The organism is Rhizobium sp. BK181, assembly GCF_014193305.1.
Taxonomy (GTDB): Bacteria; Pseudomonadota; Alphaproteobacteria; order Rhizobiales; family Rhizobiaceae; genus Rhizobium.
On the sequence record NZ_JACHZA010000031.1, the window covers coordinates 18,534 to 33,323 of the forward strand.

General features: G+C 58.1%; 13 protein-coding genes and 3 pseudogenes. 5 read left to right on the forward strand and 11 right to left on the reverse strand.

Annotation, left to right across the window (positions count from 1 at the left end):
* Positions 1-395: 395 nt before the first annotated feature.
* The 8 genes and pseudogenes from FHT77_RS31840 to FHT77_RS30355 all read right to left on the reverse strand — a co-directional run.
* Positions 396-515 (reverse strand): annotated as a pseudogene (locus FHT77_RS31840) (glucose dehydrogenase); the annotation flags it as partial.
* 53 nt (positions 516-568) lie between these two features.
* A complete protein-coding gene (locus tag FHT77_RS30325) occupies positions 569-1,372 on the reverse strand; it encodes a PhnD/SsuA/transferrin family substrate-binding protein (RefSeq protein ID WP_183759193.1) in 804 nt (267 codons plus the stop codon).
* Between the two features lie 317 nt (positions 1,373-1,689).
* Positions 1,690-1,923: a DUF6429 family protein gene (locus FHT77_RS30330; protein ID WP_183759182.1), complete on the reverse strand. Its 234-nt coding sequence runs from the start codon at positions 1,921-1,923 to the stop codon at positions 1,690-1,692.
* Positions 1,924-2,064: 141 nt separating this feature from the next.
* Positions 2,065-2,991, reverse strand: coding sequence for a carboxylating nicotinate-nucleotide diphosphorylase (gene nadC / locus FHT77_RS30335; protein WP_405049543.1), 927 nt, complete (start codon positions 2,989-2,991; stop codon positions 2,065-2,067).
* Between the two features lies 1 nt (position 2,992).
* Entirely contained in the window at positions 2,993-4,531 is a 1,539-nt protein-coding gene (locus FHT77_RS30340; RefSeq protein ID WP_183759183.1) for an L-aspartate oxidase, read from the reverse strand.
* Positions 4,528-5,499: a quinolinate synthase NadA gene (gene nadA, locus FHT77_RS30345; RefSeq protein WP_183759184.1), complete on the reverse strand. Its 972-nt coding sequence runs from the start codon at positions 5,497-5,499 to the stop codon at positions 4,528-4,530. The genes FHT77_RS30340 and nadA overlap by 4 nt, the downstream gene beginning before the upstream one ends.
* A gap of 70 nt (positions 5,500-5,569) precedes the next feature.
* Positions 5,570-6,472, reverse strand: a complete 903-nt coding sequence (locus FHT77_RS30350; RefSeq protein ID WP_183759185.1) for an NrtR DNA-binding winged helix domain-containing protein — start codon at positions 6,470-6,472, stop codon at positions 5,570-5,572.
* A 230-nt stretch (positions 6,473-6,702) separates the two neighbouring features.
* Positions 6,703-7,026 (reverse strand): hypothetical protein, encoded by a 324-nt coding sequence (locus FHT77_RS30355; RefSeq protein ID WP_183759186.1) that lies wholly within the window; start codon positions 7,024-7,026, stop codon positions 6,703-6,705.
* 315 nt (positions 7,027-7,341) lie between these two features.
* Between FHT77_RS30355 and FHT77_RS30360 the strand changes: the two genes are divergently transcribed.
* On the forward strand, positions 7,342-7,611 hold the full coding sequence (locus FHT77_RS30360) for an RcnB family protein (protein ID WP_183759187.1): 270 nt from the start codon (positions 7,342-7,344) through the stop codon (positions 7,609-7,611).
* A 1,322-nt stretch (positions 7,612-8,933) separates the two neighbouring features.
* On the opposite strand, the gene FHT77_RS31845 is transcribed toward FHT77_RS30360, so the two are convergent.
* Complete coding sequence (locus tag FHT77_RS31845) at positions 8,934-9,083, reverse strand: hypothetical protein (RefSeq protein WP_183864097.1); 150 nt, start codon at positions 9,081-9,083, stop codon at positions 8,934-8,936.
* Positions 9,084-9,214: 131 nt separating this feature from the next.
* Positions 9,215-9,453, reverse strand: a pseudogene (locus tag FHT77_RS31850) (carboxymuconolactone decarboxylase family protein); the annotation flags it as partial.
* An 858-nt stretch (positions 9,454-10,311) separates the two neighbouring features.
* Between FHT77_RS31850 and FHT77_RS30370 the strand changes: the two are divergent.
* The 4 genes from FHT77_RS30370 to FHT77_RS30385 are packed head-to-tail and all read left to right on the forward strand — an operon-like array spanning position 10,312 to position 14,165.
* Positions 10,312-11,685, forward strand: a complete 1,374-nt coding sequence (locus tag FHT77_RS30370; protein WP_183759189.1) for an NAD(P)/FAD-dependent oxidoreductase — start codon at positions 10,312-10,314, stop codon at positions 11,683-11,685.
* Positions 11,682-12,515, forward strand: coding sequence for a DUF1365 domain-containing protein (locus FHT77_RS30375; protein WP_183759190.1), 834 nt, complete (start codon positions 11,682-11,684; stop codon positions 12,513-12,515). Before FHT77_RS30370 ends, FHT77_RS30375 begins: the two co-directional genes overlap by 4 nt.
* Positions 12,502-13,764 carry a cyclopropane-fatty-acyl-phospholipid synthase family protein gene (locus FHT77_RS30380; RefSeq protein ID WP_183759191.1) on the forward strand — a complete coding sequence of 421 codons (1,263 nt, stop codon included), beginning with the start codon at positions 12,502-12,504 and terminating at the stop codon, positions 13,762-13,764. The genes FHT77_RS30375 and FHT77_RS30380 overlap by 14 nt, the downstream gene beginning before the upstream one ends.
* Positions 13,761-14,165 (forward strand): DUF2177 family protein, encoded by a 405-nt coding sequence (locus FHT77_RS30385; RefSeq protein ID WP_183759192.1) that lies wholly within the window; start codon positions 13,761-13,763, stop codon positions 14,163-14,165. Before FHT77_RS30380 ends, FHT77_RS30385 begins: the two co-directional genes overlap by 4 nt.
* Before the next feature lie 542 nt (positions 14,166-14,707).
* Here FHT77_RS30385 and FHT77_RS30390 read toward each other — a convergent pair.
* Positions 14,708-14,790, reverse strand: a pseudogene (locus tag FHT77_RS30390) (IS5/IS1182 family transposase); the annotation flags it as partial.

Consider the following 14,790-nt stretch of genomic DNA (forward strand, 5'->3'; position numbering starts at 1 on the left):
GCTACCGCGCCTTAGATCTCTGCGTTGACGGGACACTGTGGCGGCAACAGCCGGGGCGGCCCGCAAAGGCAGCAATGATTATTGCCTGGGCGAGCACCGCGGCCACTGCATAGCCGCTCTGCACAAAACTTTTTTTCCAAATGGTCAAAAAAAGCGGCATAACGATCAGGGCTGATGCACATGGCGGCTTTCCTCCCAGTTCCGCCGCAGCAGCTGTTCACCTCTGGAGGTTTTTGACCTTCACAGATTATGGGTGGCGGTTTTTCCGTCGGCCCTTTTTTCGTTCTTTCCTCGGAGCGTGGTGCAACTTGGCTTGCTTTGAACCGGAGGCTGCTGTCAGTCGCGTAACTGATCGCAGCCAAACGAATGATACATCAGTCCCCCGGTATCCATCCTCAAATATCGAATGCGCTCGGCAGGACCACGACGTCACGGATTGTGACGTTACGGGGCCTGGCGAGCATAAAGAAGATCGCGTCCGCGACCTCGGAGGGGTCGATCAACGCGCCGGCTTTTCAAACGTTCTGTTGAAAATCGGGCTGCACGGGCCAATTCTGGTCTAGCCGGATTAAAACGGGAGGTTCCTCTCAGGGTCGACACACAATCCGAGCTGTGCAAGTACCGCCCTCGTCAATGCAACAACCTCCGCCGAAGTGTGCCGGGAGGTAATGAACGGCAGTCCCTTACGCGGTTTCGTCCATCCCACGACCTGGACGTCCCGTGCCGCTGGTTCAAACCGCTTCGCCAGAAGAAGCGTCTTGCAGTCAATAGCAGCGACATCTGCGCCCCCCTCGGCGATAGCTACGATCGACTGGCGGTGACTGCCTGTCTGGACGCGCTGAGAGAAGATCTCGATGGTTTCTCCCATCGCCTCGAGGTCAGACAGCAGGGCTTGGAGGCCTGACATGGAGCTGAGATCGTTAAATGCAAGCCTGCGTCCGCGCAGCTTACTCATCGGAATTTGGGCGATACCATCCGGCGACACCAATATGTCTTGTCCATCCCGACGCATGATGATTGCGCTTGAGTAGAACGGACCGCAACCTCCCTCGATACCTTCGTAGCTCGGCTGACCAACGATCTGAACATGATCCGCAACACCGCGCTCCAGCGGTCCCCAGCATGCCTGTGCGAGGAAAAGCCCGGGATGTAACCAGAGCCCTTTCAAATCGAGATCGTCCGCGGGAAGATTTGCCGGATCGGAAGCGATGACCTTGCCGGCCTCATCCAGGATGCCTCCCGGCACCGGAGGAAGGTCGCCGTTGGTTCGGGCAAGATGGTCAGGCGCCGTCACGCCGCGCGAGCGAAGAGACTCGCGAAGTCGCTCCCATTGTGCATTGGTCTCTTCCCGGACCTCGGGCCAGTCATACATGGGTAGGGAGGCAACCAGATTTAGCTGCAATGAAGGACCTCTCTTCGCTGTCTACGCTAGAGATGCGGTGACACCCCACGGTTTCGCAATAGGCAGTTTTGCCCGTCCGACAAATAAGTCATCGTGCAATCAGTGCATCAAGCCCCTCGGAGATATCGCGGCGCGCACTGACTTTCAAACAAGTCACATTATCGAAAACTTTTCAGATACTTATAGATCTTTGTTCGAAATATAGACGAGGACCGGAGGTATTCCAAGCATCCGATGAAGCTGCCCACATATCTCGTGCAAGGGCCGTTGAGGAAATGGCTCCGATGCTATTCCGGATTCCGCATGAACATTAACCGAAACAATTCTCTCGAGCGCTCCAGCCCTTCCTCTGTCAGGAATACCGATTTCGACTTGTTTACGGGATCGTGGATCAGTCCTTTCCTGTAGAGGCGATCGGTCACCGCCCAGTCGAAGCTCTTCCACGCGCGCCGTTCATCATGAAGGGTGAGCCACATGAGCGCCAGGACAGCATCATCGATCTTGTCTTCGTCAACGGTCATGCCCTCATCCTAGCACGGCTGACAGTCGGGATCTCCGAACGCCACCGCACGGTCCTCGCCGCCAGATCGTGCCTTTCCCAGAAGCGGCGGCAGCGTCGTCAGTGTCGCGGCCCTTCGCGGATGGGCCTGCAGTCAACTTGCCTACCGACGACAGGTAAGGGACAGGGCTGCGAATCCCCTCGCCGACGTCCCGTTTGACAGTCGCCCGCTCAGTTGTTGGGGTGGAGCATCCAGTCCGATATCAAGCGTCGGCGCGCTATGGGTACACCAACCGACCGATACAAGATCGATTCCCGAGGATGCGATCATCGCTACGGTTTCGGGCGTAACCCTCCCCGATGCTTCCGCAATGGCACGCCCATCGATGATCGAAACGGCTTCGCGGAGTTGTGACGGCGTCATGTTGTCGAGCAGGACAGCATCGACACCCTCCTCCATGGCCTCGCGCAGCTGATCCAGCGTATCAACTTCGACCTCGATCTTGACCATGTGACCGACGCCGGCGCGGGCGCGTCGAATTGCGTTGACGACACCTCCTGCGATCGCAACGTGATTGTCCTTGATGAGGACGGCATCATGGAGGGCGAAACGGTGGTTCATTCCGCCGCCGGCACGAACTGCGTACTTCTCCAGCGCGCGCAACCCCGGCGTCGTCTTGCGGGTGCATGCTATCGACGCCTTTGTCCCGGCAACGGCGTCAACGAGGTTCGCCGTCACCGTCGCGATGCCTGACAGATGCCCCAGAAAATTGAGCGCCGTGCGCTCGCCGGTCAGGATGCCGCGCGACGGCCCGCTGATCGTCGCGATCGTATCACCGGGACTTACCCGACGACCGTCCTCCACCTCCCGCGTCACTGCAATCGTCGGATCGACGAGCTGGAGCGCGAGTTCCGCAGCATCAAGACCAGCTATTGTCCCGGGCTGCCGCGCGACCATGAGGAACGACGACTGGTGGTCCGCAGGGATGACCGCAGCCGACGTAACGTCGCCGGCAAGCCCAAGATCTTCAATAAGCGCGGCGCGCACCATCGGTTCGATGACAATACGAGGCAAGGGAGCAAGGGACATGTCAGGCACTCCTGGCAAAAGACTGGATATTGGCATGCGCGGCATCAAGAATGTCCGCGAGCGTCATGAACCGGCGGGTTGCAGCCGGCAGCTTTGATGGAAAGTCTGTTCGAGCATGCGCGCCACGGCTTTCCTCGCGAAGCATCGCGAAGACGGCGATCGCCAGGGCGACAATAGCCGGATCGGCTGTTAAAGTTGTGCCTTCGGCGATCGGCAACAGCGTGGAAATCGCCGTCCGAAGGGAGGCCGCGTTGCGCAGGACGCCGAGGTTAGCCGAAACGGTACCCCTTACAGCAGACGCGTCCGGCGCCTGCGAAGGAGGCATCGATCGAACCCGTCGAATGGCCCCTTCGACGGTGCCGCTGAGATCTTGCGCGGCCCGTACGCCGAGGACGGCGGCTTCGAGCAAGGAATTGCTTGCCAGACGGTTGGCTCCGTGGAGACCCGTTGACGCGGCCTCCCCGACAACCCAAAGTCCCGAAACCGAGCTCCGGCCCCTCGCATCGGTTGCAATTCCGCCCATGTGGTAGTGAACGGCCGGGCGAACGGGGATAATGTCAGAGCCCGGGTTTATGCCTGCCTCGCGGCATAGCGCATCGATGGTCGGGAAGCGGGTGGCGAACCGATTGCCAAGTGCCCCACGAGCATCGAGGAAGACGCGTCGCCCCTTTGACAGCTCGGCACTGATGGCACGCGCGACGACGTCGCGTGGCGCAAGTTCCGCCCCAGCAATACCCGACATGAAGCGCTCTCCCCGGTCGTTGAGGAGGATTGCTCCCTCGCCCCGAACCGCCTCACTCACAAGGGCAAGCGGACGCCGCGCCGAATCGAGTCCTGTCGGATGAAACTGTACGAATTCCATATCGGCAAGCACTGCGCCGGCCCTCGCAGCCAATGCAATGCCCTGACCGAAGTTGCTGACCGGATTGGTCGTGGAGTCGTAAAGGCCGCCAATCCCGCCGGTCGCCAACACCACCCGGTTGGTCGCGATGGCCGTGAGCTGCGAAGCCCTGGACACGACCACGCCGCTGACGGTCCCATCACATGTCAGAAGGGAGCGCAGCTCGGTCCCATCAAGAACGGTGATCGAGGGCGTTGCCGCAACGGCCTCAAGAAGTGCGGCGACGACGGCCGCACCTGATCCGTCTCCGGAAGCATGCACGATGCGGCGACGGGAGTGAGCTGCTTCGAGCCCCAGCACCAGGTGCCCTAAGCTGTCCCGGTCGAACGTGACACCTGCCCGCTCCAGACTAGCAATGACCGCCGGACCCTCGGCGACAATATCAGCGGCAACTAAGGGATTGCAGAGGCCGTCACCGGCCGCGAGCGTATCAACGAGATGCAGATCGGCCCCGTCATCCCTACCTAGACTTGCAGCGATCCCGCCCTGCGCCCAGGCGCTTGATGTGTGTTCTCCGATTGCCCCACGGGTGACGAGCACGACCGGTTGCGGCGAAAGCGTAAGGGTTGTCATGAGGCCGGCAAGGCCGCTTCCGACGACGACGACCTTGCCGTTCAAATCGTCGAACCGCCCGATCATATGGCGAGCATCCGCTCAACGGCCCGCCTTGCAGCGACGGCTACTTCCGGGTCGACAGTGACCTCGTGGCGATTCTGCTCGAGGGCTGTGCGGATGTTCGCCAAGGTGATCCGCTTCATGTGCGGGCAAAGATTGCAAGGGCGAATGAATTCGACATCAGGATGATGGACGGAAACATTGTCGCTCATGGAGCATTCCGTCAGCAGCACAACGCGAGCCGGGCGCCGCTGTCCGACGAAGTCCGACATGACCGCAGTTGACCCCGCAAAATCGGCGGCCGCGACGACATCGGGCGGACATTCCGGATGTGCCAAAACCGTCACGCCCGGGTGGTTTTCACGAAGTTGCCTGACATCGTCTGCCGTAAACAGCTCGTGGACCTCACAGTGACCGTGCCAGGCGAGCACCTCGACATCCGTTTCACGCGCGACGTTGCGAGCGAGATATTCATCTGGGATCATCAGCACGCGCGGTACGCCGAGCGATTCAACCACCTGCTTCGCATTACCCGACGTGCAACAAATGTCGGACGCGGCCTTCACGGCCGCCGAGGTATTTACGTAGGTAATGATAGGCACGCCTGGATGTGCCTTGCGCAAAAGCGCCACGTCCTCGGGCGTGATCGAGTCAGCAAGCGAACAGCCAGCTCCCATATCCGGAATGAGGACGGTCTTGCCCGGGTTGAGGAGCTTGGCTGTCTCGGCCATGAAATGCACGCCGGCCAGCACGATCACGTCGGCCTCGACGTCGATGGCCTTGCGCGCAAGAGCGAGACTATCGCCAACGATGTCGGCTACACCATGGAAAATCTCGGGTGTCTGATAGTTGTGAGCAAGGATGACCGCGTTGCGTTTTCGCTTGAGATCGAGGATCGCCTCGACGTCGTCTTCGAACGACATCCACTCTGCTTTCGGAATAACACGCTGGACGCGCTCATAAAGGGAGGACGCGGAAACGTTGCGATTCATGGCATGCTCCAATTTATACTCTCTATGAGTATATCGTGGACGCAATAGATATTCTCCTTTTGAGCATATGTCAACCGCGTGAAATGGGAAGCCTGGATCCGGACAGCTCGCGCTCTTCACGCACAGCATGGCGATAACGGAAAAGTTTCGCGGGCCGGCCGCCCGTTTCGCTCATCCTCTCGCCAGTTTCCTCGACAAGGTCCTGCTGTTCGATCAATCGCCGGAAGTTCTGCTTATGGAGCGTCAGCCCGGCGAGAGCCTCGACGCTGCGTTGCAATTGCAGCAAAGTGAAGCTCTCGGGCATGAGCTCAAAGACGACGGGGCGATACTTGATCTTTGCCCGCAACCTCGCAATCGCCGTTGCGAGGATACGCCGATGATCGGCAAACATTGTCCGACCGGCGTTGGCATCCATCTCCCTACCCGACTCCGCGACCAGACCCGCTTCATAGAGGAGCTCGTACCGCTGCAAGACAAGATCCTCATTCCACCGCGCGCCGCCGAACCCGAAGGCAAAACGTGCTCGACGCATTCGGTCCTGTTGCCGGTGCGGATCCCGCTCGGCCCATGCCGTCAGACGAGCTTCGATACGATCCGTGTCGGCTGGTCGCCCTGACCGCCGGTCCTCCCAGGGAAAATAGCTGTACCAGCCCTGCCAGCCAGGCCGACCACCACCCCGAGCGGCCTCTTCATGCACAAGGCCCAGGTAGCTTATCGAAATCGTCCTGCCGCCAAGGATCTCATTGTTCCTGTCGCGGTCAGCGAAGGTGTAGAGCTGCTCCAGATAGCCGACCGGATGACCGGTCTGGTCCTGAACCCATTCACGCAACCCGCTTTGCAAGGTTCTATGACCCATCTCGAAGGGCCCCGATGGCAATGCCTCGCCGGCGCGAATGGTCATGACACGTGGCTCGTTGCCTGTAACGGCAACAAGGACGGCGATCAATTCGGCGTGGGCAAACCCGATCGTCACTGGCTTACGAATCCATCTCTTCAGCTGCTGCAATTTCTGACATAACCAGATTCTGTCGGAAAGCACCGGGCAGATCGACAAACCACAAATTTGCCAGTCAGCGGCCCGAGACGAGCACGGGACGTTGCCTTCGAAAGAATGGACGAGACGGATGCCCGCAGATACATTTCCTCGTCGACAATACCAAGGGCGCTCACATTCCTATACCCAGTTGTTGATGTAAGGACTGTTCAGTCCACGTGTTCCATGACCTTTAGATCTATCGCGACGCCGCTGTCGGCGACAATGTGCAGCGTGCGGATCATGTCGGCGGCTTGGAGGAGTGCCTCGCCAAGTTCACTCCTGCTTCGACTGGGTGCCGACCTTGCAAGCGCCCAAAGCAAGACAATGGCGTCGCTCCGCGTGCCGCTTCCTGGGATGCCGACAGATTCGCGGAGGTCCCGGATAACAACAATCGACCGATAGATCAGCCCACTGAACTCGTCAGGCTGAATCTTATCGACCTCGTTCGCGGCGCGAACGAGTTGCGAAATGACGTCTGTCGCAATGGCCAAAAATTGATCCTCTCCCGCCAAACCATTGAACACACACGTGAATCAAAGTCAACGCTCGAACACAGCCGCGTTTTGATGTCCGCGGTCCGCTCCGCGCTCATGAGGCTCTCTGTCATTTGCAAGAGATGAGGCTGGAACGCGGTCAGTTTGTTGAGGTCGTCAATGCGCCTTTGCAGCAAATCAGTCCGACATGATCCGGCGACTCGGAGACAACCGGGATGAAGGTGCTGTGACTGTAAACCATCATCCCGAAATTAAGCCTCTGTTAACCGCATGGCCTCTTAGCTGCCCTCGTCCAATGAACGAGGATATCTGATGAAGCCTGTCGCTTTCGCAATTGCCGGCATGATGCTGGCAGTCTCCCACTCACAAGCAGAACAACGGCGTGAGCCAGACGAATGGGGGTACCGGCTGGACAAAGGCCGCCCAATGCAAAATTGGCGCTGGTACAGCAGCGTGAAGGACTATCACCGTTTTGGTTTGCACGAACCGGGCATCGGACAAGAGTGGGTCAGGGTCGATAACCACTTCGTGCTGCTCAATACGGCGACCGGCGTCATACTGAGCTTGTCCGCCGCCATTTGACTACGCAACTCCGAGCGCCATGGATCCCTGGAACAAAAGGGCACGTGTATTGTTCGGCCGCAGGAAGAACGGGGTCGCACTTCCCCGTCATTCCAGAAACTGCCGCTTGAACTGCCCGCTTTTTTGTTTCAGGCGGGGCATTTTTCCATTGAGCGCTCGATGCATTTCACTTCCCCTGCTGGGCAAACGGCGGTGACGGGAGGGTTCAGCCGTCGGGGCTGTGGTGCATTGTGAAGCCGAAGGAGGCCCGGCAATGCTCTGAGCAATAGCCAACGACCGTTGTTGGAACCGTCGAAAGGGAGGGTTTGCACGTCACCGTTGTTTCCCTTTCAGCATGGCCCCGCTTGTTCTCCGGCGGGGCCTTTGCGTTTCCAGAGACGCTTGTCTTCCATACAGTCGCACCGGCGTGGAAGGCCCACTGGGTCAACCACTCTCAAACCTACCTCCAGTCCGATGATCGTCCACCGTTCCTTCAGGTGGAAACTTTTTGCGCATGCGCAGGAACAAAGGCCCGATATCGACCGTTTCCCGCACGCTTCAGAATTGAAACCCCTGGAAGCACAATTCCGACCCCGCACCCGAGACTGCGGGGTTTCTTTTCCGCAGTGCGACCTGCGTCCACTGTATTAAGGGACTTTCGGGAATGCCCGATAGCAGACCGCGGCTTATGCTTTTATGCATCCTTGTTCCCAGTTGACGTTCGTCACCCTCGATCCTCGGAACGGCCGCCAGCTCCCTGCGTTCGTCTGAACGAGTTGGCGGCGTAGATAGGTTCCATGCTGCTAGGGCGGTCAAAATGCAGGAGATCATAAACCTGGCACGGCCTAGCGGGACGTCCGGATCGGATCGACCGTTGAATGCGACGGAGACGGATTCGCTGGAGACGACATTACGCACGACATCAGAACGAGTTGAACAAAGGCTTGAAGGCTTGCAAACCGTTGGATACAGTTCGACTGCGCTCTGGCTTTTGGGCGCATTTCGATGTTCATCTCCAAACCCCGCAAGCAACGCGGGGTTCTTTTTTTGCTGGCCGTCACCAATCAGCCGCCGCAAAGCATTATCTACCATCATAATTCTATTTGGAGCAGAATGCCCCGCCTCTTTAGTGTTAGCGGCTCTCGACAGATTTGGCTGAACGCCCAGGTTACTTTGAGTGCCCGGCCACTCCACCCCGCCGACCAGCGCAGGTCGGCTCGTAAAGCAGCGCGTGAACGAGCCGGGCGCCTGCCCGCAGAAAAATCTGTCCAAACGCCGACCTGCGTTGTTCTGGCCCGAGGGATGCGGCCCCGCGCAATTGGATGGACGGGTAAGACGGAGCCTCAATTGACCGATGCGTAGCCCGGCGTCTGATACAGCGTGTGCTTCCTACCCTTGATTTCAGGGATGAAACCGTCCTGGTCCCAGCGAGCTGGAGCAACGTGTTCGATCGCCACCGACACCGATCCTTCATCGTTTCCCAAGACCGACATCACGGCTTTGCTGAGCTGTGCCGCCAGTTACTTCTTTTGGCCCTCTGTCCGGCCCTTGATCATCTCTACAACGATATGCGGCATGGCACTCCCTTTCCGCCTTTTGCGTCCGCGCAACAAGATGCGTCGGTTTACCGGCCTTGGCCCTTCAATAGTTCGCCAACCACCGGAGCGGCTGAAAACGCGGCGGGCCAACCCGCATAAAGGCAACATGGGCCACAATTTCGCCAGTCTCTGCCGCCGTCAATCCGCTGTCCATCGCCTTGCCGAGATGAAATTTGATCTGGGCGACATTTCAGCCAGCCATCAGGCTGCTGACCGTGACAAGACTTCTATCCCGGGGAGCAAGTGCTTTGGACTGATCTAAATCGCTCTCCATGCGTAAACATGGACGAGAGATGTCCCGACCATGCCCGACCATGAGTGCGTGAGATGATGTGAACTGCCGCGAAGTTACGGAACTAGCCAATTCGGTTCGGGTGAAAGTTGAGGTGAAACTCATACGTCCCTTCCACCGCCACAACGCTTCAAGAAACATCAAAGGGTGCGATAGAGCCGCTCTTACGAAACAATATACGTTCCAAGATCCGAGGCGCGTCATGATAGAACATTCCTGCAGCTTGAGGTGCGACGTTGTCGTAGATCAACGTGATTGCAAGGGATCTCAAACGCTTGCGCGGCTTCTCCTTGTCGGAGCGCTGATCGAGGCCACGGCCCTGATCGCGGTTGGATGCAGCTCAATTGAAGCAAAAGGCGGGGCAACCACGGTTCCGAGGCGTGGCGCCATCACAGCATCGGCGCAAGACTGTAGCAAAAAGCCGAACTACGAAGGCATGTTGCGCACGTTGTGCTATTAATTTTGATCATCCCGCTCAAGCGGCTTCTTTACTTTTCCGTTCGACAGATCGGTATGTCGCTAGCGCGCATTGCTCCATTCCCTAATGCCCTCCACGCCACAGGCCGTCCGGCTGGATCTCAGATTGACGACTTACGGGAGTACCCGTGCCCAGCGACATCCGGCCGCCAAGAGGCGAACCGTTCACCGCGCCTTGTGACTTGTTCCGTGGAAATGCAGCCACGGCGAGGCACGATTCAAGCTCGCGTTGACAAAAAACCTGACTGAAAAATTTTCTCTCCCAACCAAACTAAGCGGAAGTTGCTCTCGTACATGCGGTTGAGGAAAAGGCTGGCCAAGGGCCGGAGACGGGCCGAACCAAGAGGACTGCACATGTCGTTTCACCATCGGAGTACGGGCGAAAAACGTCTGAATATCGCCGTAATCGGCAGTGGTATTTCTGGTCTGTCGGCGGCTTGGCTCCTGTCGCAACGCCACGACATAACGGTGTTCGAAGCTGCCGATCGCATCGGCGGTCATTGCAATACCGTCGAATTCGAACGTCGCGGTATTGCGACTACAGTCGATACCGGCTTCATCGTCTATAACGAGGTTACATATCCCAATCTGACCGCACTCTTCCGTGCGCTCGACGTGCCAACCGCGGCCTCCAACATGTCATTCGCTGTCTCGCTAAACGACGGCACCTTCGAATATTCCGGTGGCAAAGGCCTCGGTCTTTTTGCCCAGAAATCCAATTTCGTCAGACCGCGTTTCTGGTCGATGATACGGGATCTCTTGCGGTTCTATCGTTGTGCGCCGCGTGATCTAGCAATGATGGGAGGCATTTCTCTCGACGACTACCTCACCCACAACGGCTATGGTCGAGCATTCCGCGATGATCACCTTTATCCGATGGCAGCGGCGATCTGGTCGACCCCCGCCATGCAGGTTGGTGCGTATCCAGCCGCCGGCTTCGTGAAGTTTTGCCACAATCACGGGCTCCTCGACCTGCACGATCGTCCTGCCTGGCGCACTGTGAAAGGCGGCAGTCGGGAATACGTGACCAGGCTGACCCGACCGTTCGCCGATCGCATCCTGCGTTCAACAGCGGTGGACGCAATACGTCGTCTGCCCGGATCTGTGGAGATCCGGGACGCCCGTGGCGAGATGCACGTCTTCGATCATGTCGTGATCGCAACGCATGCGGATCAGGCGCTTCGCATGCTGGCCGATGCGACTTGTGACGAGCGACGAATTCTGGGTGTCTTTCGTTATTCGCAGAACGAGGCGGTGCTGCACGGGGATGCCAGCCTGATGCCGAAGCGGCGCGCTGCCTGGTCCAGTTGGAACTATGTCTCCGAGACACGAGAGGGCCCTACGCGACCGTCGATCACCTATTGGATGAACAGGCTGCAGCCTTTGGGAGCAGCACCGCCGACTTTTGTGACGCTCAACCCACGCCGCGAGCCGTGCGATGGGACCGTCATTCGCCGCGAGACCTACGACCATCCGGTATTCGACCTTGATACCGACCGGGCGCAGCATGAGATCTGGTCGCTACAGGGCCAACGCAATACGTGGTTCTGCGGCGCGCATTTCGGCTCCGGCTTCCATGAGGATGGTATTCAAGCCGGGCTTGCCGTTGCCGAGGATCTTGGTGGCGTGCGACGCCCTTGGACGGTCCCGCAGGAAAGCGGCCGCATCGTTCGCAGGCCGTTGGCAAGGCCGGTGGAACTTTCCTCAAGTCTGGAGGTGCCGGCATGACGGCCAAGCTCCAGTCGGCACTTTTTCCCGGGAAGGTGACGCATAAGCGGCTAAAGCCAAAACAGCACCGGCTGACCTATCACATCTATTCACTTCTCATCGATCTCGACGAACTTGAGGCCCTCGACCGGGGGCTGAGGCTATTTTCCGTCGATCGCTTCAACGTCTTTTCGTTTTACCGCAAGGATCGCGGCGATCGCTCCGGTTCCGACCTCAAGAAGCAGGTGGAGCGCAGTATGTTGGCGGCAGGCGTCGAGCCGGATGGCGGTTCCATTCGCCTGCTGACCATGCCGCGGCTTTTGGGTTGGGCCTTCAATCCGTTGAGCGCGTTCTTCTGCTACGGCAAGGATGGGGCGCTGAGGGCGATCCTCTGGGAGGTGGACAATACGTTCGGGGAGCGCCACGGCTATATGATCCCTGTCGAAACACCCGACGGGGCGGAGATCGTCCAGCTTTGTGACAAGGCATTCTTCGTCTCGCCGTTCATGGATATGAACCTTCGTTACGAATTCCGTGTTCTGCCTCCTTCGGACAAGATTTTAATCAGTATCGGTGCATTGGACGAGGAAGGGCTGCTGCTGACGGCTCGACATCTGGCGCAGCGGACCGAACTGACAGACGCCGCCCTGCTGAAGACATTCTTCGCCACTCCCTTACTGACGCTTCGGGTTATCGGCGGCATCCATTGGGAGGCGATAAAAATCTGGCTGAAGGGTGTTCGCCTGCGTGTGCGTCCGAAGCCGCCGAAACATTCCGTTTCCTTGGTCCGCAACGACCGCATCGAGGAAAGCGCACAGCATCGAAAGATCGAGTTTCATGAGTCAGTTTGACGATTTCTCTCATTTGCCACGTCCGCTGCCGGCTCATTGCGACGAACTAGGCTTCGGAGGCCGGCTTTTGGGACGTCTGATCGGGAATCTTCATTCTGGGCGCCTGAGGATCATGCTACCGTCCGGTATCGTTGTCGAAAAGTCCGGTACCAGACCCGGTCCCGATGCAACAATCGTCATGCGGAACTGGCGAATGCTTCGCCGCCTCGTCACGGCTGGCAGTATCGGCTTTGCCGAAGGGTTTATTGAGGAAGACTGGACGACGCCTGACCTGACGGCGGTCATTCGGCTCGCATCACGCAACAGGGATGCCCTAGCGAGGGCGATCGACGGCAACGTCTTGATGCGGCTTATCAACAGAACCCGCCATCTCCTGAATGCCAATACGAAAAATGGAAGTCGACGCAACATCAAGGCCCATTACGATCTCGGCAACGATTTCTACAGGGAATGGCTTGATGAGACGATGCTGTATTCCTCCGCGATCTTTGACAATGCGACGCTAAGCCTCGAAGCCGCCCAGCAGAAACACCTCGACCGGATTCAAGAGAAGCTTGCGCTCAAGGGCGGTGAAAGCGTGCTCGAACTGGGATGCGGCTGGGGCGCGCTTGCCCTTGAACTTGCAACCAGATCGAATGCCGAGGTCGTCGGCGTGACCCTTTCACCGTCGCAACTGGTTTGGGCGAAAGACGCGGTGAATAAAGGCAACAAGGCTCGCCAGATCGATCTGCAGTTGAAGGACTACCGCGATGTAGAGGGCCAGTTCGATCGCATTGTGTCAATCGAGATGTTCGAAGCTGTCGGCGAAGCCTATTGGGCAAGCTACTTCGAAGCCTTGAAACGCTGCATGAAAAATGACGGTCGTGCAGTGCTGCAAATCATCTCCATCGAGGAAGGCCGGTTCGAGGCCTATCGCCGCGGCATCGACTTCATCCAGAAATATATCTTCCCGGGCGGATTCCTGCCTTCGGACAAGGCGCTCGAAGCAGCGGTGTCCTCCGCGGGACTAAAACTCACGGAGATTGAGCATTTCGGGAAATCCTATGCTCGGACACTGTCGGAATGGCGGTCGCGCTTTCAAGCGCATTGGCCAGCCATTGCGAAGCAAGGCTTCGACGAGCGGTTCCGACGCCTTTGGAACTATTATCTCTGCTACTGCGAGGCGGGTTTCGAGGAGGAGTGCATCGATGTCGGGCTTTACACGATCGAACATGCTTCGAGTGCGCGCGGACAAAGGAGAGCAAAGTGAAGATGTACTTCGTTGCCTATCTCGCCACTTTGATCGTCTTTGTCGCGATCGACTTTCTCTGGCTGAGCAGCATGGCCAATCGACTGTATCGGCCGACCTTGGGTGACACGCTGACGCCGGACTTCCGGCTCGTTCCGGCTGTCGCATTCTATCTGATCTATGCGGCCGGACTTACAATTCTTGCCGTCAGGACAGGCTTGATGTCCGGTTCTCCGGCTACGGCCGCACTCTACGGCGCCATTGTCGGTTTCACCGCCTATGCAACCTACGACTTGACCAATCAGTCCACGCTGAAGAACTGGTCGACGACGTTGACAATTGTAGACGTGATGTGGGGCACAGTGCTGTCAGCTGCGTCCGCAGGCATAGGTTCCTGGATCACGCTGCGGATCGATGGATGACCCTTTGCAAATCGGATTGTTGGGCCCAGGCGAACGAGCATTCCTTTTAACGTCGCAAGGTCCGAACTTAGAGCATTCCTCACCTGCTTGCTTTCATTTTCCTGCGCCCGTTCGCTCGCGATTTCGGTCACGCCCCGCAGTCGAAACCGTAAACCGATGACATGTGAAACGACGACCAGGTATTCGGGGAAAGGGATCTTCTTTACGCCTCCACGCCAATTAAAAAAAGCACTCGACTGCCGGCGATTTTTGAACTGGGTTCCATCTCCGCTCGTAGCACCATCCCGGATATACGGCAGGATGAAAACTTGGATTACGCCTCCGTTATTTGGATTGCGATCGGACTTTCGGCTGGCATGTGCGGCACGTCGACCGTTCAGAAGCACACTGGAAACAGCGGTTGGATCGATACCGTTTGGGTCGTTTTCCGTCGGAACCGGCGGGATCGCGACGACATGTTTTGCGTCCGGTGATCCTGCTCGGCTAATGGCTATCGCCGCCATACTTGCGGTTTGGTCAGAAGGCTTGCTTAGGCCGTCGACTCATAAACTCTGACACCAGATCCTTGCCGCGACGAGTTTGACCGCTGCGAGATAGTTTTCCGGGCGCTTGTCGTAGCGAGTAG

Coding starts and splice junctions, on each gene's coding strand:
- FHT77_RS30325 (WP_183759193.1), bottom strand. CDS start 1,372: ATGTATGACTGGCCCGAGGTCCGGGAAGAGACCAATGCACAATGGGAG.
- FHT77_RS30330 (WP_183759182.1), bottom strand. CDS start 1,923: ATGACCGTTGACGAAGACAAGATCGATGATGCTGTCCTGGCGCTCATG.
- nadC (WP_405049543.1), bottom strand. CDS start 2,991: ATGTCCCTTGCTCCCTTGCCTCGTATTGTCATCGAACCGATGGTGCGC.
- FHT77_RS30340 (WP_183759183.1), bottom strand. CDS start 4,531: ATGATCGGGCGGTTCGACGATTTGAACGGCAAGGTCGTCGTCGTCGGA.
- nadA (WP_183759184.1), bottom strand. CDS start 5,499: ATGAATCGCAACGTTTCCGCGTCCTCCCTTTATGAGCGCGTCCAGCGT.
- FHT77_RS30360 (WP_183759187.1), top strand. CDS start 7,342: ATGAAGCCTGTCGCTTTCGCAATTGCCGGCATGATGCTGGCAGTCTCC.
- FHT77_RS31845 (WP_183864097.1), bottom strand. CDS start 9,083: ATGTCGGTCTTGGGAAACGATGAAGGATCGGTGTCGGTGGCGATCGAA.
- FHT77_RS30370 (WP_183759189.1), top strand. CDS start 10,312: ATGTCGTTTCACCATCGGAGTACGGGCGAAAAACGTCTGAATATCGCC.
- FHT77_RS30375 (WP_183759190.1), top strand. CDS start 11,682: ATGACGGCCAAGCTCCAGTCGGCACTTTTTCCCGGGAAGGTGACGCAT.
- FHT77_RS30380 (WP_183759191.1), top strand. CDS start 12,502: ATGAGTCAGTTTGACGATTTCTCTCATTTGCCACGTCCGCTGCCGGCT.